Annotated in this window: 15 protein-coding genes and 1 tRNA gene; 10 read left to right on the forward strand and 6 right to left on the reverse strand. The window is 68.0% G+C overall.

Annotated elements, in window-relative coordinates:
• The first annotated feature begins 12 nt into the window (after nt 1-12).
• Genes GGR47_RS11305 through GGR47_RS11315 form a run of 3 tightly spaced genes read left to right on the forward strand, consistent with a single transcriptional unit; the run spans nt 13 to nt 4025 of the window.
• A complete protein-coding gene (locus tag GGR47_RS11305; RefSeq protein ID WP_147034704.1) occupies nt 13-1488 on the forward strand; it encodes a tryptophan halogenase family protein in 1476 nt (491 codons plus the stop codon).
• Nucleotides 1485-2993, forward strand: a complete 1509-nt coding sequence (locus tag GGR47_RS11310; RefSeq protein WP_147034705.1) for an MFS transporter — start codon at nt 1485-1487, stop codon at nt 2991-2993. Before GGR47_RS11305 ends, GGR47_RS11310 begins: the two co-directional genes overlap by 4 nt.
• Nucleotides 2994-3023: 30 nt before the next feature.
• Nucleotides 3024-4025, forward strand: coding sequence for an NAD-dependent epimerase/dehydratase family protein (locus tag GGR47_RS11315; RefSeq protein WP_147034706.1), 1002 nt, complete (start codon nt 3024-3026; stop codon nt 4023-4025).
• A 22-nt stretch (nt 4026-4047) separates the two neighbouring features.
• Here the strand turns inward: GGR47_RS11315 and GGR47_RS11320 are convergent, their stop codons facing one another.
• Nucleotides 4048-6126 carry a malate synthase G gene (locus GGR47_RS11320; RefSeq protein ID WP_147034707.1) on the reverse strand — a complete coding sequence of 693 codons (2079 nt, stop codon included), beginning with the start codon at nt 6124-6126 and terminating at the stop codon, nt 4048-4050.
• Between the two features lie 100 nt (nt 6127-6226).
• On the opposite strand from GGR47_RS11320, the gene GGR47_RS11325 reads away from it, so the two are divergent.
• Nucleotides 6227-7117 (forward strand): LysR family transcriptional regulator, encoded by an 891-nt coding sequence (locus GGR47_RS11325; RefSeq protein WP_147034708.1) that lies wholly within the window; start codon nt 6227-6229, stop codon nt 7115-7117.
• Between the two features lie 3 nt (nt 7118-7120).
• On the opposite strand, the gene GGR47_RS11330 is transcribed toward GGR47_RS11325, so the two are convergent.
• Nucleotides 7121-8485 (reverse strand): cryptochrome/photolyase family protein, encoded by a 1365-nt coding sequence (locus GGR47_RS11330; RefSeq protein ID WP_147034709.1) that lies wholly within the window; start codon nt 8483-8485, stop codon nt 7121-7123.
• 82 nt (nt 8486-8567) lie between these two features.
• On the opposite strand from GGR47_RS11330, the gene GGR47_RS11335 reads away from it, so the two are divergent.
• Complete coding sequence (locus GGR47_RS11335) at nt 8568-8996, forward strand: hypothetical protein (protein ID WP_147034710.1); 429 nt, start codon at nt 8568-8570, stop codon at nt 8994-8996.
• Here GGR47_RS11335 and GGR47_RS11340 read toward each other — a convergent pair.
• Nucleotides 8980-9858 (reverse strand): diacylglycerol/lipid kinase family protein, encoded by an 879-nt coding sequence (locus tag GGR47_RS11340; protein WP_147034711.1) that lies wholly within the window; start codon nt 9856-9858, stop codon nt 8980-8982. The two genes, GGR47_RS11335 and GGR47_RS11340, sit on opposite strands and share 17 nt — an antisense overlap.
• A gap of 90 nt (nt 9859-9948) precedes the next feature.
• Between GGR47_RS11340 and hemB the strand changes: the two genes are divergently transcribed.
• The 3 genes from hemB to GGR47_RS11355 are packed head-to-tail and all read left to right on the forward strand — an operon-like array spanning nt 9949 to nt 13684.
• Complete coding sequence (hemB, locus tag GGR47_RS11345; RefSeq protein ID WP_147034712.1) at nt 9949-10941, forward strand: porphobilinogen synthase; 993 nt, start codon at nt 9949-9951, stop codon at nt 10939-10941.
• A complete protein-coding gene (locus GGR47_RS11350; protein ID WP_147034713.1) occupies nt 10938-11474 on the forward strand; it encodes a GNAT family N-acetyltransferase in 537 nt (178 codons plus the stop codon). Before hemB ends, GGR47_RS11350 begins: the two co-directional genes overlap by 4 nt.
• Complete coding sequence (locus tag GGR47_RS11355) at nt 11471-13684, forward strand: fused MFS/spermidine synthase (RefSeq protein ID WP_147034714.1); 2214 nt, start codon at nt 11471-11473, stop codon at nt 13682-13684. The genes GGR47_RS11350 and GGR47_RS11355 overlap by 4 nt, the downstream gene beginning before the upstream one ends.
• Here the strand turns inward: GGR47_RS11355 and GGR47_RS11360 are convergent.
• Nucleotides 13681-14178 (reverse strand): hypothetical protein, encoded by a 498-nt coding sequence (locus GGR47_RS11360; protein WP_147034715.1) that lies wholly within the window; start codon nt 14176-14178, stop codon nt 13681-13683. The two genes, GGR47_RS11355 and GGR47_RS11360, sit on opposite strands and share 4 nt — an antisense overlap.
• Nucleotides 14179-14262: 84 nt before the next feature.
• Here GGR47_RS11360 and GGR47_RS11365 point away from each other — a divergent pair.
• Both GGR47_RS11365 and GGR47_RS11370 read left to right on the forward strand, forming a co-directional pair.
• A tRNA-Arg gene (locus tag GGR47_RS11365) sits at nt 14263-14339 on the forward strand.
• 79 nt (nt 14340-14418) lie between these two features.
• Nucleotides 14419-15411: a bile acid:sodium symporter family protein gene (locus GGR47_RS11370; RefSeq protein WP_063689484.1), complete on the forward strand. Its 993-nt coding sequence runs from the start codon at nt 14419-14421 to the stop codon at nt 15409-15411.
• On the opposite strand, the gene GGR47_RS11375 is transcribed toward GGR47_RS11370, so the two are convergent.
• Both GGR47_RS11375 and cysN read right to left on the reverse strand, forming a co-directional pair.
• Nucleotides 15403-16152 (reverse strand): 3'(2'),5'-bisphosphate nucleotidase CysQ, encoded by a 750-nt coding sequence (locus GGR47_RS11375; protein WP_147034716.1) that lies wholly within the window; start codon nt 16150-16152, stop codon nt 15403-15405. The two genes, GGR47_RS11370 and GGR47_RS11375, sit on opposite strands and share 9 nt — an antisense overlap.
• Nucleotides 16149-18062, reverse strand: coding sequence for a sulfate adenylyltransferase subunit CysN (cysN, locus tag GGR47_RS11380; protein WP_147034717.1), 1914 nt, complete (start codon nt 18060-18062; stop codon nt 16149-16151). The genes GGR47_RS11375 and cysN overlap by 4 nt, the downstream gene beginning before the upstream one ends.
• Nucleotides 18063-18167: the final 105 nt, after the last annotated feature.

Genomic DNA, 18167 nt, shown 5'->3' on the forward strand with positions numbered 1-18167 from the left:
CCCACTGCGCGCATGACCCCACCGCCTCCCTCGATCGCCATCCTCGGCGGCGGCACCGCCGGCTGGATGGCCGCCTGCCTGATGGCCAGGGCCTGGCCGCAGGCGCGCATCACCGTCATCGAATCCCCGGACATCGGTATCGTCGGCGTCGGCGAAGGATCGACCCCGCAGCTCAAGGCGCTGTTCGATACGCTTGGGCTCGCCGAGGCCGACTGGATGCCGGCCGCCGACGCGACCTACAAGGCGGGCATCGCCTTCCACCGCTGGGCCGACGACACGCCCGCCTATTTCCACCCCTTCGCCGGCCAGATCGACCTCCATACGCAAGGCGCCTTCTTCGCCAGCACTCGCGCACGCCGTCATGGCGCCGACGTTCCCGCGCATCCGGACCGCTTCTTCCTCAACGGGAGGCTGGCGGAGGCGGGCCGTGCCCCGATCGCGCCCGCACACTTCCCGTTCCGCATCGGCTATGGCTATCATTTCGACGCGCATAAGGTCGGGCATGTCCTGCGCGACGCGGCGCTGGCCCGCGGCGTCGTCCATCTGCCGCGCCGCGTGCGGGACGTCGTGGTCGATGCGGCTGGTCAGGTCGCCGCGCTGACGCTGGACGAAGGGGATGCCATCCACGCGGAGCTGTTCGTCGATGCCAGCGGTTTCGCCAGCGTCATCGCGCAAAAGGCGCTCGGTGTGCCCTTCCGCTCCTTCGCCGATAGCCTCCTCGCCGACCGTGCCGTGGTGATGCCCACCCCGCGGCAGTCCGCGCTGCCGGTCCAGACCAAGGCGACCGCGCTCTCCGCCGGCTGGGCCTGGGACATTCCGCTGACCAGCCGCACCGGCAACGGCTATGTCTACGCCTCGCGCTACCTGTCGCCCGACGCGGCCGAGACGGAGCTGCGCCGTCACCTCGGCCTGCTCGATGCCGAAGTCGCCGCCCGCCACCTCAGCATGAGGGTCGGCCGCGTCGAGACGAGCTGGACCGCCAACTGCCTCGCGATCGGCCTCGCCCAGGGCTTCATCGAACCGCTCGAAGCGACGGCGCTCCATATCGTACAGGCGACGATCGAAGGCTTCATCGGCGCCTATCAGGCCGGCAGCCGCGACGCCTTCAACGCCGCGATCGCGCGCCGCTACGACGGTATCCGCGACTATATCGTCGCCCATTACCGCCTCAACCGCCGCAGCGGCTCCTTCTGGCGCGACGTCGCCGCCAACGACGATCTGTCCGACGACCTGAAGGCGATCATGACCGCGTGGTTCACCGGCGGCGACGTCGCCGCGGTGGTCGAGGGGCGGGGCCTTGCCGGCTATTACGCGCCCATGTCGTGGGAGGTACTCCTCGCCGGTTACGGCACCTTCCCCGACGCGACGCGGCTGCGCACGGCACCCCCCGTCGCCGATCTCGCCGCAATCGAGACCTTGCTGAGCGGATGCCTGCTCAACTTCCCAGATCATCAGGCCGCGCTAGACGGCCACCGGAGGATGCCATGACCCCCACTGCCACTCGCCCGCGCCAAAGCTGGGCGGGCCTCTGGAATATCTCGTTCGGCTTCTTCGGTATCCAGATCGGCTTCGCGCTGCAGAACGCCAACATGAGCCGCATCTTCCAGTCGCTCGGCACCAGCCTCGACGATCTGCCCGCGCTCTGGGTCGCGGCGCCGCTGACCGGCCTGCTGGTGCAGCCCGTGATCGGCCACCTCAGCGACCGCACCTGGCTCGGCCGGCTGGGGCGGCGGCGGCCCTATTTCCTTGCGGGCGCGATTCTGGCGGCGATCGCGCTGCTGCTGATGCCGGAAAGCCCGGGGCTGCTGATGGCGGCGATGCTGCTGTGGCTGCTCGACGCCTCGCTCAACGTCTCGATGGAGCCGTTCCGTGCCTTTGTCGGCGATATGCTCGACAAGGATCAGCATGCCGCGGGCTATGCGGTGCAGACCGCCTTTATCGGCGCAGGCGCGGTGTTTGGGTCGATCTTCCCCTGGCTGCTCGAACACCTCGGGGTGTCCAACCAGGCAGCGGGCGGCGGCATTCCCGATACCGTACGCTATGCCTTCTGGTTCGGCGGCGCGGCGTTGTTCCTCGCCGTGCTGTGGACCGTGCTGACGACGCGCGAATATGCGCCCGACGAGATGGCGGCGTTCGACGGTTCTGCGGCGGAAGACCATGGCCACACGCTCCTTATCCTCGCCGCGCGCCGGTACGGTACCAGCATCGCCTGGATCGTCGCGGGGGCGATCGTGGTCGTCGCCGTCGCCGCGATGCGGCTGGAGAAGGAGGTGTACCTGCTCGGGGCGCTGCTCGCCGGCTATGGTCTCGCCAGCATCGTCGCGATCGCCCGGGCGCGGGCGGGGCAGGCGGCGGGCATGCTCGGCCATATCGTCGGGGATTTCGGCGGCATGCCGCTGCTGATGAAGCGACTGGCGGTCGCGCAATTCTTCAGCTGGTCGGCATTGTTCATCATGTGGATCAACACCACGCCGATCGTCGCGGGCGCCTTCTACGGCGCACCCGACGCGAAAAGCCCGCTGTATCAGGAGGGCGCGAACTGGGTCGACGTGCTGTTCGCAACCTATAACGGCATCGCCGCGGTCGCCGCGCTCACGCTGCTGCCGGTGCTGGCCAAGCGGATCGGGCAGGCGAAGACGCACATCATCGGGCTGCTGTGCGGCGCGGCGGGCTTTGCCAGCTTCTTCGTCATCACCGATCCCAAATGGCTGCTCGCCAGCGAGATCGGCATCGGCATCGCCTGGGCGTCGATCCTCGCCATGCCGTACGCGATCCTCGCGTCCAGCCTGCCGCAGCGCAAGCTCGGTATCTACATGGGCCTGTTCAACGTCTTCGTCGTCGTGCCGCAGCTGCTGGTCGCGACGGTGATGGGGTCGATCACCAAGCATTTCTTCCCGACAGCGCCGATCTGGACGCTCGCCTTTGCGGCCGGAGCGCTGCTGCTCGCGGCGATCGCGATGACGCGGGTGGAGGCGGCGCGCGTCCCCGGCTAGAGCGGCGGCAGACTGCAAACGGGGACGACGATGCCGACGACATTGGTGACGGGCGTGGCGGGGTTCATCGGCATGAGCACCGCCGATGCGCTGATGGCGCGCGGCACGCGGGTGATCGGCGTGGATTCGATCAACGATTACTACGACCCGGCGCTCAAGCACGCGCGCCTCGCCCGCCTGACCGAACGCTATGGCGACCTGTTCGCCTTTCTCCAGGTCGACTTCGCCGATGCCGCGGCGCTGAAGTCCGCGCTGGAATCGCACGATTTCGATCGCATCGTGCATCTCGGCGCCCAGCCGGGCGTGCGCTATTCGATCGAGCACCCGGAGGCCTATGGCCAGTCGAACCTCGTCGGGCATCTCAACCTGCTCGAGGTCGCGCGCCACCGCGGCGTCGCGCATATGGTCTATGCTTCGTCGTCGTCAGTCTATGGCGGCAACACTGCCGTGCCGTTCCGCGTCGAGGATCGCGTCGATCGGCCCGTCTCGCTCTATGCCGCCACCAAGCGCGCGAACGAGGTGATGAGCGAAAGCTACGCGCACCTTTATCGGTTGCCGCTCACCGGCCTGCGCTTCTTCACGGTGTACGGCCCATGGGGGCGGCCGGACATGATGATGTGGATCTTCACGCGCGCGATGTTCGCGGGCGAGCCGATCCCGGTTTTCAACGATGGCCAGATGGAGCGCGACTTCACCTTCATCGCGGACATCGTCGCGGGCGTGATCGCAGCGCACGACAATCCGCCGCCCGACGACGGCGCGGAGAAAGCCGGCGGCAGCGTTGCGCCGCATCGTCTCTACAATATCGGCAACAACCGGTCGGAACCGTTGGGCCGCGTGATCGAGGTGCTGGAACGGGCGACGGGCCGCCAGGCGATTCGCCGCAACCTGCCGATGCAGCCGGGCGACGTCGTCCGCACCGCGGCGGATATCGACGCGATTGCGGGCGACCTCGGCTACCGGCCGACGACCTCGATCGATGTCGGCGTGCCGGCGTTCGTCGACTGGTATCGCGCCTACCACCGCCTGTAGGCGGCGCCTCTCAGCCGACGCCTCAACCGGCCGCCTTCGCCTCGGCGCGATAGCGGTGAAGCAGCGGTTCGGTGTAGCCGTTCGGCTGCGCGACACCCTCGAACACCAGCGCGCGCGCCGCCTGCCAGGCGAGGCTGTCCGGATGCCCGCTCATCGGACGGTAGAGGGGATCGTCGGCATTCTGCGCATCGACCTTCGCCGCCATGCGCGTGAAGGCGGCATCGACCTCGGCCGGCGTCGCGACGCCGTGGAGCAGCCAGTTCGCCATATGCTGCGAGGAGATACGCAGCGTCGCGCGATCCTCCATCAGGCCGATATCGTGAATGTCGGGCACCTTCGAACAGCCGATGCCCTGATCGATCCAGCGTACGACATAGCCCAATATGCCCTGCGCATTGTTGTCGAGTTCCGCGCGCACCTCATCCGGCGTCCAGTTCCGTCCCGCCTCGGCAACGGGGATGGTCAGCAGGTCGCCCAGCGGCGCGACCGGCTCGGCGGCACGCTCGCGTTGGCGGGCGAAGACGTCGACGCGGTGATAGTGCGTCGCGTGCAGCGTCGCCGCGGTGGGCGAGGGGACCCAGGCGGTATTCGCGCCGGTCTGCGGATGGCCGATCTTTTGATCGAGCATGTCCGCCATCCGGTCCGGCGCGGCCCACATGCCCTTGCCGATCTGCGCCTTGCCCGACAGGCCACAGGCGAGGCCGATCTGCACGTTGCGGTTTTCATAGGCCGCGATCCAGCGGCTCGCCTTCATCTCGCCCTTCGGGATCATCGGGCCGGCGTGCATCGATGTGTGCATCTCGTCGCCGGTACGGTCGAGGAAGCCGGTGTTGATGAAGACCAGCCGGTGGCGGACGGCGTGAATGCATGCGGCCAGGTTCGCGCTGGTCCGCCGTTCTTCGTCCATCAGCCCGACCTTGATCGTGTGGCGATCAAGGCCCAGCAGATCCTCGACCGCGTCGAACAGCGCGTTGGTCAGCGCCGCTTCGTCCGGCCCGTGCATCTTGGGTTTCACGATGTAGATCGATCCGGCGCGGCTGTTGCGACGCGGCCCTCGCACGTCATGCAGCCCGATCAGACTGGTGACGACCGCATCGAGGATGCCTTCGGGCGCCTCGCTGCCGTCGGGCAGGCGCACGGCCGGTGTCGTCATCAGGTGGCCGACGTTGCGGACGAACAGCAGGCTGCGGCCGGGCAGGGTGATCGTGCCGCCGTCGGGGGCGGTATAGGTACGATCCTCGGCCAGCGTCCGGCTCACCGTCCGCCCGCCCTTGTCGAAGTTCGCCGTCAGGTCGCCGCGCATCAGCCCCAGCCAATTGGCATAGCCCGCAACCTTGTCCGCGGCATCGACCGCCGCGACCGAATCCTCAAGGTCGCAGATCGTCGTCAAGGCGGATTCGAGAACGACGTCGGCGATACCCGCGGGATCGTCGCGACCGATCGGGTGGCCGCGGTCGACGACGACCTCGATATGCAGGCCGTTGTGCCGGAAGAGCAACGTGTCGCCGGCGTTGCCCACCCATTGCCCGGAATCGGCGAGTGCGGGCGTGCCCCCCGTCCAATCTGTCCAGCGGCCATCGGCGAGAGGCACCGCCTCGTCCAGAAACGCCTTGGCCCAAGCGATGACTTGGCTCCCCCGCGCCGCGTCATAGCCGCCGGACACAGCCGCGCCGGGCAGCGCGTCGGTGCCGTACAGCGCATCGTACAGGCTGCCCCAGCGCGCATTCGCCGCATTCAGCAGGAAGCGGGCGTTGAGGATCGGGACGACCAGCTGCGGCCCCGCCCGCTCGGCGATTTCCGGATCGACATTGGCGGGGTCGACCGCAAAGGGCGCCGGTTCGGGCAGCAGATAGCCGATCTCGCGCAGGAATGCCTCATAGGCGGCGGGCTCGAACGCATGGTCGCGATGCCATGCGTCGATCGCTGCCTGCATCCGATCCCGCGTCGCCAGCAGCGCGCGGTTCTGTGGCGTAAAGCGTTCGAAGATCGCCGCCACGCCCGACCAGAAAGCATCAGGCTCGATACCGGTGCCCGGCAATGCCTCGCGCTCGAGGAAGTCGGCAAGTTCGGGGGCGATGCCAAGGCCGGCGCGCGCGATCATGGGGTCATCCTTCGCTATGGTCTTGCCGGCGATCCTAGACCGATCGCTATCCGTTCGGTAGCAGCAAAGATATTGAAGCAGTTTATCGTAAGAGGAACGAATGGCCTTCGATCCCGATTATGCGCTGTTCGTCGCCGTGGCCGAAGCCGGCAGCCTTTCCGCTGCCGCACGGGCGCTGCGCCTATCGCCCGCGATGGTCTCCAAGCGGCTGCAACGCCTTGAGCAACGGCTCGGCGTCACGCTGGTGCATCGCACCACCCGACGGCTGGCGCTGACGACGGCGGGCGAGCGGTTCCGCGCCGATCTGGGCGACATTCTCGGCGCGCTGGATGCGGCGGAAGCGCGGGTCACCGGCGCCCGCACCGCGCCGGCGGGACCGCTTCACGTTTCCGCGCCGACCTCGTTCGGGCGGTTGCATGTCGCGCCTCACCTTGGCCGGTTCGTGGCCGCCTGCCCGGCGGTCGAGCTGCGCTTCGATCTCGACGACGGCTTTGTCGACCTGTTCGGGGCGCGGGTCGACTGCGCGATCCGCATTGCGGCAGAGGTGCCCGAGACCGTCGTGGCGCACCGGCTCGCGACCAGCCGCCGCATCCTCTGCGCGGCGCCGTCCTATCTCGCCGACATCGGCACGCCTGAACAGGTGGACGACCTGGCCGCGCATCGCCTGCTGGCGGCCGATGGGCAGATGCCGTGGCGTCTCGTGTCCGGCGGACGCACGAGCCTCGTCACCCAAATTAGCTACGTTCGCACCAACTCCAGCGAAATGGTGCGCGAACTCGCGCTGGGCGGCGTCGGTATCGCGTTGCGCTCGTTATGGGATGTCGGCGATGCGCTCGCCTCGGGACAGCTCGTGCGCGTGCTGCCCGAATGGGAGGGTTCGGCCGACGTCGGTATCTATGCGGTCCACCTGCGCAGCCCCGCGGTCCCGGCCACCGTCACCGCCTTCATCGATTTCCTGCGCGATACGATCGACCCCGCCGCCTGGGCCTGACGCTCAGCGCAGCGTCTTGGCAGCCGTCAGCGCGCGATCGCGCGCCTCGCGATGGCCGATGATCTTGGGCGGATAGCTCTTCGGCCGGGCGTCATGCGCATCGGGATCGTGGATCGCGGCATCGGACAGGTCTGCCAGCTCGGGCACCCACCGGCGGATGTAATCGGCCGCATCGAACTTCTCCGACTGGCTGAGCGGCGCCATGATCCGCCCGAACATGTTGGCATCGACGCCGGTCCCCGCGATCCACTGCCAATTGACCGCGTTATTCCCGTAATCGGCGTCCACCAGACAGTCCCAATACCAGCGCTCGCCCTCACGCCAGTCGAGCAACAGGTGTTTGACGAGGAAGCTTGCCGCGATCATCCGCACGCGGTTGTGGATCCAGCCACTCGTCCACAGCTGGCGCATGCCCGCATCGACGATCGGATAGCCGGTGCGGCCCTGTTGCCACGCCTTCAGGTCGCGCTTCGCCGCCACCCCCGTCCGCCACGGCATCGCGTCATATTGCCGCCGCCCGTTGACCGTCCCGTAATCGGGCATGGCGAGCAGCACGCCCGCCGTAAAATCGCGCCATGCGATCTCGCGCAGATACGGCATCGTGTCCGCCTTGCCCCGCAGCGCATGGTACAGCGTCCGGGGCGAGACCTCACCATGATGCAGGTGCGGTGACAGGCGCGACGTACCCTCTTCCGATGGCAGGTTGCGGCGCCGGTCGTAGTCGCCGACCTCTTCGGGCCAGTGCTTCACCTTGGCCAGCGCCTCGGCTTCGCCCGGCACCCAATCCTCGCCGAACCCGCCCGACCAGTCCGGCTTCGACGGCAGAAGGGCCCAGTCGGACAGCGTATCGCTCTTCGGCCAACGGTCCGGCGCTGCGATAGTGCGCGGCATCGGCACGGGCTCAGGGGGCGGCAGATGCTCCTGCAATGCCTTCCAGAACGACGAAAAGACTTTGAACGGCGTGCCCGACCCGGTTGTCACATCCTCGACGCGCGCCAGCCGGTCGCCATCGTGCAGCACCAGGCGGTCGCCCAGCGCCGCCTCAGCGTCGCGCCACCACGGCTCGTAATGCCGCGTGGCGTGGATCTCGCCCGCGCCGGTCTCCTCGCACAATTGGCGCAACACGCTCACCGCATCACCGCGTCGCAGGACCAGCCGGCTGTGCTTTGTCTCCAGGCTTTTGGCCAACGCGGCGAGGCTGTGATGCAGCCACCACCGCTGCGCGCCGCCGATCCGCCATTCGCCCGGCGCATCGTCATCCAGGATGTAGACCGGAATGACCGGCCCCGCATGGGCAGCGGCGGCGAGAGCGGGCTGGTCGTGCAGGCGCAGGTCCTGCCGCAGCCATAACAGGGTAGGGGCGTTCATCGATCGCTCCAATCGGCGGAACACAGGTTAAGTTCCTGCGCGGACTTGCCGGGCGCGACGGCCGCCCGCAGAGTCCACGGTGATGCTCCGTCCGCTTCTTCTCGCCGTACCGCTCGCGCTCGCCGCCTGCTCGCCCTCCGCGCCGGATCCCGCGCCGCCGCGCCTGCCGGTGCCGATCCGCGATAGCGCAACGCTGACGCTGATCCGCGGGCAGGCGCTGGAACAATTGGTGCGCGGCAGCGTCCAGACGCGACCCGGCACAGGCGGCCGCCCCGGCCCGACCGAGCGCTTCGCCGCCGTCGGCGACGCCTACACGCTCGCCTACGATCGCCCCGACACGAGCGGCCGCTACCGCATCACGCCCGATCGCGTCTGCCTGCGCTTCGTCGATGAGCGCAGCATCTTCTGCCGCTTCTACCTCCGCGATGCCAAGGGCGGTATCGTGATGGCGGAGGACGACCGCGACTATCCGCTCCACACCGCGCCGGTGACGATCACGCGGGCGCCATGACCTCGATCGCCCCCGCGGCGACCCGCGCGGTGATGGGCGTATGCGCCAGCACCTCGCCGTCGATCGAGATCGGCAGTGACGGGCGCGTATCCACCTTCAGGGCGGTGCCGCTGAAGCTCACCGTATCCTGGTGCCGCGCCTTCAGCCCCAGGAAGCTTGCCGCCCAATTCTTCACCAGCGTCCGCTTGTAACGTCCCGTCACCGCCTGCACGACGATACGGCCCGACTGTACCGACGCCTCGTCCACCAGCCATGTGCCGCCATGATATGGCCCGTTGCTGATCCGCACCTCGACCACGCGCAGCCGGTGCGTCTCGACGCCGTCGTCGACCGTCAGCATGAACGGCTTGAACCGAACGAACTGCCACGCCGCCCAGCCGAGGTAGCCGATCCGTCCCAGCACCTTTTTGAGGCCATGCGGCACCGTCTCGGCGATCTGCGGGCTGATCCCCATCGCGGCGCAATTGGCGAAATAATCGTCGTCGATCATGCCCAGGTCGATGCGCTTGGGCACGCCCGTACGGATCACCTCGATCGCGCCTTCGACATCGATCGGCAGGCCCAGCGTCCGCGCGAAGCTGTTCGCCGTGCCGAGCGGCAGCACCGCCAGCGTCACGCCCTTGCCGACCAGCAGGTCGACAAGGCCGCTGACCGTCCCATCGCCCCCGCCCAGGATCACCAGGTCGGGCTTCTTCGCCAACGCGCGCTCGACCGTCGCCTCCAGGTCGTCGGGATTTTCAACGGCATGGGCGTCGACCGGAAAGTCCAGCCCATCCATCGCCGCGCATGCCCGCTGGAAAAGCTTCTGCCCTTTCCGCGACTTGGCATTGACGATCATTGCGGCGGATCGGAATTGCACCATGTCGCAAAATTCCCCAGAACTTCCATGCGGATAAGGATTACGCCTGCGTAACGCTTGCGAGGACGCCTACGATCCCGCAAAGCCGAATCCATGTCCGCATCCTATCCCGCGCTTCGCCTTCGTCGCACCCGTGCGAGCGACTGGAGCCGCCGCCTCCACGCCGAAACCGTCCTGACGCCGGCCGATCTGATCTGGCCGCTGTTCGTGGTCGAGGGGCAGGGGGTGGAGCAGCCGATCGCCAGCCTGCCCGGCGTGTCGCGCTGGTCGGTCGATGGCATCGTTGCGCGCGCCAAGGAAGCGAGGGACCTCGGCATCCCATGCGTCGCGCTCTTTCCCTACACGCCCGCGCACCTCAAGACCGAGGACGGGCGCGAGGCGCTCAACCCCGACAATCTGATGTGCCAGGCTACCCGCGCGATCAAGGATGCGGTGCCCGAGGTCGGCGTGCTGACCGACGTCGCGCTCGATCCCTATACCAGCCACGGCCATGACGGGCTGGTCGATGCGGCGGGCTATGTCGTCAACGACAGCACGGCCGACCTGCTGGTGCAGCAAGCGGTCAACCAGATGCGCGCCGGTGCGGATATCATCGCGCCGTCGGACATGATGGACGGCCGTATCGGCATGATCCGCGCGGCGCTGGAGGGCGAGGGCGCCCACAACGTCCAGATCATGAGCTATGCCGCGAAATATGCGAGCGGCTTCTACGGCCCGTTCCGCGACGCGGTCGGCAGCCGCGGCCTGCTGAAGGGCGACAAGAAGACCTACCAGATGGATCACGCCAACGCCGAGGAAGCGCTGCGCGAGGTTGCGCTGGACCTTGCCGAGGGCGCCGACACGGTGATGGTGAAGCCGGGCCTGCCCTATCTCGACATCATCGTTCGCGTGAAGCAGCGCTTCGAGGTGCCGGTCTTCGCCTATCAGGTGTCGGGCGAATATGCGATGATCGAGGCGTCGGTGGCCGCCGGCGCAGGCGATCGCGACGCACTGGTGCTGGAAACGCTGATGGCCTTCAAGCGCGCCGGCTGTTCGGGCGTCCTGACCTATCATGCGGCGCACGCCGCGCGGCTGCTCGGCGCGTGATCGAGACCGAGCGGCTGATCCTCCGGCCGTGGCGAGACGCGGATCGTGAACCGTTCGCCGCGATGGGCCGCGATCCCGATGTGATGCGTCATCTGGACGGCGTCGTCGATCGTGCTGCCAGCGACGCGGCCGTCGACCGGCAGATCGCCAATCAGGCGGAGGATGGGTGCTGCTTCTGGGCGGTCGAGCAACGCGACGATGGCGCGTTCCTCGGCTTTTGTGGCATCCGCCGCGGTGGCCACGAGAACACGCCGGTGCGTGGCGTTTGGGAGATCGGCTGGCGGTTGCGCCGGGACGCCTGGGGTCAGGGCTATGCCCGTGAGGCGGCGCGCGCCTGTATCGACTGGGCGTTCGCCACCACGCCAGCGGATCGGGTCTGCGCTTGGACCGTGCCCGCCAATCGCGCCTCATGGGGCCTGATGCTGCGGCTCGGCATGACACACCGGTCGGAGTTCGATTTCGACCATCCCCGGTTCGCGAAGGGCCATCCCCTTTGCCGGCATCTCGTCTACGCGATCGACCGTCCCGCGTGAGCGACGCCGAAAGCAATGCCATCGGCCGGCCCGGCCGCACCCTTTTCGTCGCGACGATCCTGACGGGATCGTTCCTGCTGTTCCTTGTTCAACCGATGGTGGCGCGCATGGCGTTGCCGCGGCTGGGCGGGGCGCCGGCGGTGTGGAATTCGGCGATGCTCGTCTACCAGACGCTGCTGCTCGCCGGCTATGCCTATGCCCATGCGCTGGGGCGCATCCGGCCGATGGCGCAGGCGGCGGTGCATCTCGGCGTGCTGCTCGTCGCGGGGGCGTGGCTGCCGATCGGGCTGGCGCTGGGGGCGGGGCCTGCCGGCGTGTCGCTGGCGGTCTGGGTGCCGTGGCTGCTCGGCGCATCGATCGGGCCACTGTTCTTCGCCGTTTCCGCCCAAGCGCCGCTGGTGCAACGCTGGTTCAGCATGGCGAGCCGGGGGGGCGATCCCTATGCGCTGTACGCCGCGTCGAACCTCGGCAGCTTCGCCGGCCTGATCGCCTATCCGCTCGTCGTGGAGCCGCTGTTGACGCTGCGCACGCAAAGCCTCGTCTGGAGCGCGGGCTACGTCCTGCTGATCGCGCTCGTCGTCGGCTGTGCCTGGCATCTGCCGCGCGGGGAGGGCAAGGCCGCGGCGCGCCCGACCAGCGAACCCGCAACCCACCGTCGTATCGCCCACTGGATCGCGCTCGCGCTGGTGCCCTCGGGGCTGATGCTCGCGACCTCCACCTATATCACCACCGATATCGTCGCGATGCCGCTGCTCTGGGTGCTGCCGCTCGGCCTGTATCTGCTGAGCTTTTCCGTCGCCTTCGCGACCGACCGGTTCCTCGCCGACCTGCTGACGCGGATCGCGCCGATCACCATCTTGCTGTTCGGCGGCGTGATGGTCGGCGGGTTCAACGAATCGCCGTTGGTCAATCTCGCCATCGCGCTGACCTTGCTGTTCATGGCCTCGGTCGCGCTGCACACGCAGCTCTATCGCCTGCGCCCCGCGCCCGATCGTCTGACCGGCTTCTATCTCGCCATGGCGGTGGGCGGTGCATTGGGCGGCGTGTTCGCGGCCTTGATCGCGCCGGTCGTGTTCGACTGGACGTACGAATATCCCATCCTGATCTTCGCCGCCGGGCTGCTGGTGCCGCAACGGTACCTGACGCGCGCTGTCCGGTCGCTGTGGACCACGCCGCGGCGTCGCCTCTTGGCCTATGCGGTCGTCACCGTCCTGCTCGCGATATTGGCGGGGCTGACCTTCCGCGGCCCTAGTGATCTGTTTGGCGATGGCCATCAGGGGCTGACGTTCATCGTCATCGCGCTGATCGGCGTGATCGCGATCGGCGCCCGCCCGGCCTATGCGCTCACCCTCGCCGTCGCGCTGGTGATCTTCGGCGGCTGGCGTGCGGTCGAACTATCATTGGAACAGGGCGCGCGCACCCGCAGCTATTTCGGCGTCTATACCGTCCGCGACCGTCCCGGCGTGCGCGAGCTCGACCATGGCACGACCGTCCACGGCATCCAGTTCATCGGCAACCCGATCCTCGAACGCCTGCCGACCACCTATTACGCGCCGCCCTCCGGCATCGGCCGCGCGATGAGCGCGCTCGATCCGCTGTACGGACCGCGCGCACGCATCGGTGTCGTCGGGCTCGGGACGGGCACGCTCGCCTGCTACGCGCAGCCGGGCCAGCGCTGGCGCTTCTATGAGATCGATCCCGTCGTCGTGCATATCGCGCGCGACACCGGCCAGTTCACCTATTTGCGCAACTGCCTGCCCAACCCCACGATCCGCATCGGCGACGCGCGCCTCAGTCTGGAGCAGGACGCACCCGACAGCCTCGATCTGCTCGCGCTCGACGCTTTCTCCTCGGATGCGATCCCCGCGCATTTGATGACGCGCGAAGCGTTCCGCGCATACGCCCGCGTGCTCCAGCCCAAGGGGCTGTTGCTCGTCCACATCTCGAACCGGTTCCTCGATCTCGAACCCGTGGTCGCGGCGCTGGCGCGGGACGGCGGCTGGCATGCGGCGAAGCTCTTCTATCAGCCGCCCCGCTACACCGCGATCGCTTCGGCCAGCCAGTGGATCGCGCTGTCTCGCAATCCTGCGACGCTATCCGCCCTCGCGAAACGGGGCGGCCAGTGGCAACCGCTGACACCGCGTGCCGGACTCACCCCGTGGACCGACGATTATTCGACGATCCTGCCGCTGCTGAAATGGGCGCCTTAGGCGGCGGGAAGCGACGCCTGGATGCGGTCGATCTTGGCGGCCTGCCTGGCAGCCTCCGCCGCAATGCGCTCTCGCACCGTGCCGAGCGCAGGATAGGCCGGCTCCAGCTTTGCCGCGCGATCGGCCGCGATTACGTCGATATCGCTTAACAGCGACGACGTCTGCGCCCGCCAGTCGTCGAGCTGGGCGAGCGCGGTCTGCGCATCCAGCCACGCATCGCTGCCCACGGCCTTGCCCTTGGCCTTCGCCGCGGCGGCATCCGCCTTGGCGGCGTCGCCGGCAAAGCCTTTGGCCAAGCGGTCGAGCTTTACGCCGAACTCGGCGATCTTCGCATCCAGCGCCGGATCGGGCTTGGCCTCGACCACCGGCACTTCGGGCTCGGCGAAGCCAAGCTTCTCCACCGCCCGCGGCGCCAGCGAGGGATAGCGGGTCGTGTCGCGCGAACAGGCCGACAGCGAGGCGAGGGCGACGGCGAGCGACAGAGCGACTTTCATGGGGCTCGGCTGTAGGGGGTGCAAGAAAATGGCGCAACGCACTTGCGCGTTTCGAAGCGTCTGCTATCAGCGCGCCTCCAATGCGCGCCCGTAGCTCAGCTGGATAGAGCATCAGACTACGAATCTGAGGGTCGGACGTTCGAATCGTTCCGGGCGCGCCAGGATTTCCCCCGCTCACATCTTTGATGTGGCGGGGGTTATCGTTTGTGGCGCAGCGAAACGCGCTTTAGGGCGGCCGGCATGATCCGCCGTATCCTCAGCTTCGTCGAACCGTTCATCCTTATGCTGCTCGGCACCGTCGTGCTGGCCAGCGTGTTGCCCGCGCGCGGCGAATGGGCGCGGGTGGCGGGGATCGTCGCGGATGCGGGGATCGTGCTGCTGTTCTTCCTGCACGGCGCCAAGCTGTCGCGCGAGGCGATCTGGCAGGGCGCGCGCAACTGGCGGCTGCACCTCGCCGTCCTCGCGACGACCTTCGCGGTGTTTCCGCTCCTAGGGCTGGCATTCGGGCGCTTGCCCGGTCTCGCCGCGCCGGTCGCGGCGGGCATGGTGTTCCTGACGCTGCTGCCCTCGACCGTACAATCCTCCATCGCCTTCACCGCCATTGCGCGCGGCAATGTCGCCGCGGCCGTGTGCAGCGCGTCCTTTTCCAACCTGATCGGTATCGTACTGACGCCCGCGCTGGTCGCGCTGACGATGAGCGGCGTCGGCGGACAGGCGGGCATCAGCCTTGCCGCCGTCGAATCGATCGTGCTGCAATTGCTGGTGCCGTTCGTCGCCGGGCATCTGCTGCGCCCGTGGATCGGCGGGTTCATCGGCCGGCACAAGGGGCTGGTCGGCATCGTCGATCGCGGCTCGATCCTGCTCGTCGTCTACACCGCCTTCGGTGCCGCGGTGGTCGAGGGGTTGTGGCACCGCGTTTCCGCGGCCGATCTCGCGCTGATCGCCGCCGCCTGCGTCGCGCTGCTGGCAATCGTGCTGGTCCTCACTTGGCTCGCCGGCCGCGCGCTGGGCTTCACGCGCGAAGACCAGATCGTGCTGCTGTTCTGCGGTTCGAAGAAGAGCCTCGCGTCGGGCGTGCCGATGGCGGGCGTCTTGTTCCCGGCGGCGCAGGTCGGCGCAGTGCTGCTGCCGGTGATGCTGTTCCACCAGATCCAGCTGATCGCCTGCGCGATCATCGCCCGCCGCTATGCGAATGCCGCAAGCCTCGCCGAGGCTGAAGCCGTCTCAGCGTAGCGCGGCGACCGCCGCCAGCACCTGATCGGCGAGTTCGGGCCGACAGATCAGCAGGTCGGGCAGCAGCGGGTTCTCGCAATTATAGACCAGCGGGCTGCCGTCGATCCGCGAGGCGTGCAGCCCCGCCGCCAGCGCCACCGCGGCGGGCGCGCAATTGTCCCACTCATATTGCCCGCCGTCGTGCAAATAGATGTCGGCGCGGCCATCGACCACCGCCATCGCCTTGACGCCCGCCGATCCCATGCCCACCCGCGTCGTCGCCAGCGCCACGCCGACGCGCTCGACCATGTCGGTCGCCCGCGTCCGGCTCACCACCATCCGCGGCGGCGCGCCGCAGACGATCGCGCGCGAGCATGCCTCCGCCGTCGTATAGATGCGCCCCGTCGCCGGCACCGCCACCGCGCCCACCGCCGGCCGGCCAGCGACCGCCAGGCCGATATGCACCGCCCAATCGTCCAGCCCCTCGGCATAGTCGCGCGTGCCGTCCAGCGGATCGACGATCCACACCCGCTCCGCCGCACATCGCGCCCGATCGTCGAGTGATTCTTCGGACAGGATGAAATCGTCCGGTCGCGCGGCGCGCAGCCGGTCGAGGATCAGCGCATTCGCCTCCGCATCGCCGGCATCGCCCAGCGCCTTGCCGCTCGCCCCGCCGCGCGCGCGGATGGCGAGCAGCAGCGCGCCCGCCTCTTCCGCAACGCTGCGGGCGAGATCGACGTCGGACACGGCGGGCAAGGTCACAATTCGAAGCTCCACACGCCCAGCACATGCTCGACGATCCGTTCGGCGGCACTCTCGGCGCTCTCGCGCGTCGTGTCGATACGAATATCGGGAGCGTCCGGCGCCTCATAGGGGCTCGAGATGCCGGTGAAATGGGCGATCTCCCCGCGCCGCGCCTTGGCGTACAGGCCCTTCACGTCGCGCGCCTCCGCCTCCGCCAGCGGCGTATCGACGAAAATCTCGACGAACTCGCCCGGCGGCAGCATTCCGCGCACCATCTGCCGCTCGGCACGGAACGGTGAAATGAAGGCGGTCAGCACGATCAGCCCCGCATCGGTCATCAGCTTGGCGACCTCGCCGACACGGCGGATATTCTCGATCCGGTCGGCGTCGCTGAAGCCCAGGTCGCGGTTCAGGCCATGCCGCACATTGTCGCCATCGAGCAGGAAGCTGTGCCGCCCCAGCGCGTGCAGTTTCTTTTCGACCAGATTGGCGATCGTCGACTTGCCCGATCCCGACAGGCCGGTGAACCACAGCAGCCGCGGCGACTGTCCCTTCTGCCGCGCATGCGCCTCACGCGTGATATCCACCGACTGCCAATGCACGTTCTGCGCCCGGCGGAGCGCATGGTGGATCAGCCCGGCCGCGACCGTCGCATTGGTTTCGCGATCGATCAGGATGAAGCCGCCGAGCGTCGCGCTCTGCGCATAGGGCTCGAACACGATGCCCTCGTCGGTGAACACCTCGGCGACGCCGATGTCGTTGAGTTCTAGCGTCTTCGCGGACAGATGCGCCTGCGTGTTGACGTCGACGACATATCCCGGCGCCTGTACGCTCGCGCCCACCGCCCGCGGGCCGATCTTCAGCCAATAGCCGCGGCCCGGCACCAGTGCCGTGTCGGACAACCAGACGATCGTCGCCTCGAACTGGTTCGCCGCTTCGGGCGGTGCATCGGCAGCCGCGATCACGTCGCCGCGCGAGCAATCCACCTCGTCGGCCAGCACCAAAGTTACCGCTTCGCCGGCCTGTGCCGTCTGACGGTCGCCATCGAACGTCACGATCCGCGCGACCTGCGTCGTCTTGCCCGAGGGGACGATCCGCACCGCATCGCCCACCGCGACGCGACCGCCGGCGATCGTCCCGGCAAAGCCGCGAAAATCGAGGTCGGGCCGGTTGACCCATTGCACCGGCAGCCGGAACGGGCCCGCCGCGGCGCGATCGCTATCGACGGGAATCGCCTCCAGATGCGGCAACAGCGCCGGGCCGCTATACCACGGCATGGCATCCGACCGGGTCGTGATATTGGCGCCGGTCAGCCCCGACAGCGGAATGGCGGTGAACGCGTCGATCCCGATCCCGCGTGCGAAGTCGGCATAGTCCGCCACGATCGCGTCGAACGTCGCCTGATCATGGCCGACCAGATCCATCTTGTTCACCGCGAGCACGATCTGACGGATGCCGATCAGGTGCGCCAGGAACGAATGCCGCCGCGTCTGCGTCAGCACGCCCTTGCGCGCATCGATCAGGATCACCGCGCAATCCGCGGTCGACGCACCCGTCACCATGTTGCGCGTATATTGTTCGTGCCCCGGCGTATCGGCGACGATGAACTTGCGCTTCTCGGTCGCGAAGAAGCGATAGGCGACGTCGATCGTGATGCCCTGCTCGCGCTCGGCGGCGAGGCCGTCGACCAGCAGCGCGAAGTCGATATTCTGCCCCTGCGTGCCGACGCGTTTGCTGTCCGCCTCCAGCTGACTGAGCTGATCCTCGAAGATCGTCTTCGAATCGTACAGCAGCCGCCCGATCAGCGTCGACTTGCCGTCATCCACCGACCCGCAGGTGATGAAGCGCAGCATCGACTTGGTCTGATGCGTGTCGAGATAGGCGTGGATATCCGCCGCAATCAGGGCATCCGGTGTGTAAGCAGTCATGCGAACACATCCTCCCTCGCGCAGCGGGGGAGGGGGACCGCCCGCCACAGGCGGGTGGTGGAGGGGGCGTCGCCGCACACGTAAGCCTTGCCGTATCCTCCCCCT

The organism is Sphingomonas aquatilis, assembly GCF_014196115.1.
Lineage (GTDB): Bacteria > Pseudomonadota > Alphaproteobacteria > Sphingomonadales > Sphingomonadaceae > Sphingomonas > Sphingomonas aquatilis.

Bases quoted from the DNA above. Each gene is read 5' to 3' on its own strand.
- GGR47_RS11305 (WP_147034704.1), top strand. From the start codon at position 13: ATGACCCCACCGCCTCCCTCGATCGCCATCCTCGGCGGCGGCACCGCC.
- GGR47_RS11310 (WP_147034705.1), top strand. From the start codon at position 1,485: ATGACCCCCACTGCCACTCGCCCGCGCCAAAGCTGGGCGGGCCTCTGG.
- GGR47_RS11315 (WP_147034706.1), top strand. From the start codon at position 3,024: ATGCCGACGACATTGGTGACGGGCGTGGCGGGGTTCATCGGCATGAGC.
- GGR47_RS11320 (WP_147034707.1), bottom strand. From the start codon at position 6,126: ATGATCGCGCGCGCCGGCCTTGGCATCGCCCCCGAACTTGCCGACTTC.
- GGR47_RS11325 (WP_147034708.1), top strand. From the start codon at position 6,227: ATGGCCTTCGATCCCGATTATGCGCTGTTCGTCGCCGTGGCCGAAGCC.
- GGR47_RS11330 (WP_147034709.1), bottom strand. From the start codon at position 8,485: ATGAACGCCCCTACCCTGTTATGGCTGCGGCAGGACCTGCGCCTGCAC.
- GGR47_RS11335 (WP_147034710.1), top strand. From the start codon at position 8,568: ATGCTCCGTCCGCTTCTTCTCGCCGTACCGCTCGCGCTCGCCGCCTGC.
- GGR47_RS11340 (WP_147034711.1), bottom strand. From the start codon at position 9,858: ATGGTGCAATTCCGATCCGCCGCAATGATCGTCAATGCCAAGTCGCGG.
- hemB (WP_147034712.1), top strand. From the start codon at position 9,949: ATGTCCGCATCCTATCCCGCGCTTCGCCTTCGTCGCACCCGTGCGAGC.
- GGR47_RS11360 (WP_147034715.1), bottom strand. From the start codon at position 14,178: ATGAAAGTCGCTCTGTCGCTCGCCGTCGCCCTCGCCTCGCTGTCGGCC.
- GGR47_RS11370 (WP_063689484.1), top strand. From the start codon at position 14,419: ATGATCCGCCGTATCCTCAGCTTCGTCGAACCGTTCATCCTTATGCTG.
- cysN (WP_147034717.1), bottom strand. From the start codon at position 18,062: ATGACTGCTTACACACCGGATGCCCTGATTGCGGCGGATATCCACGCC.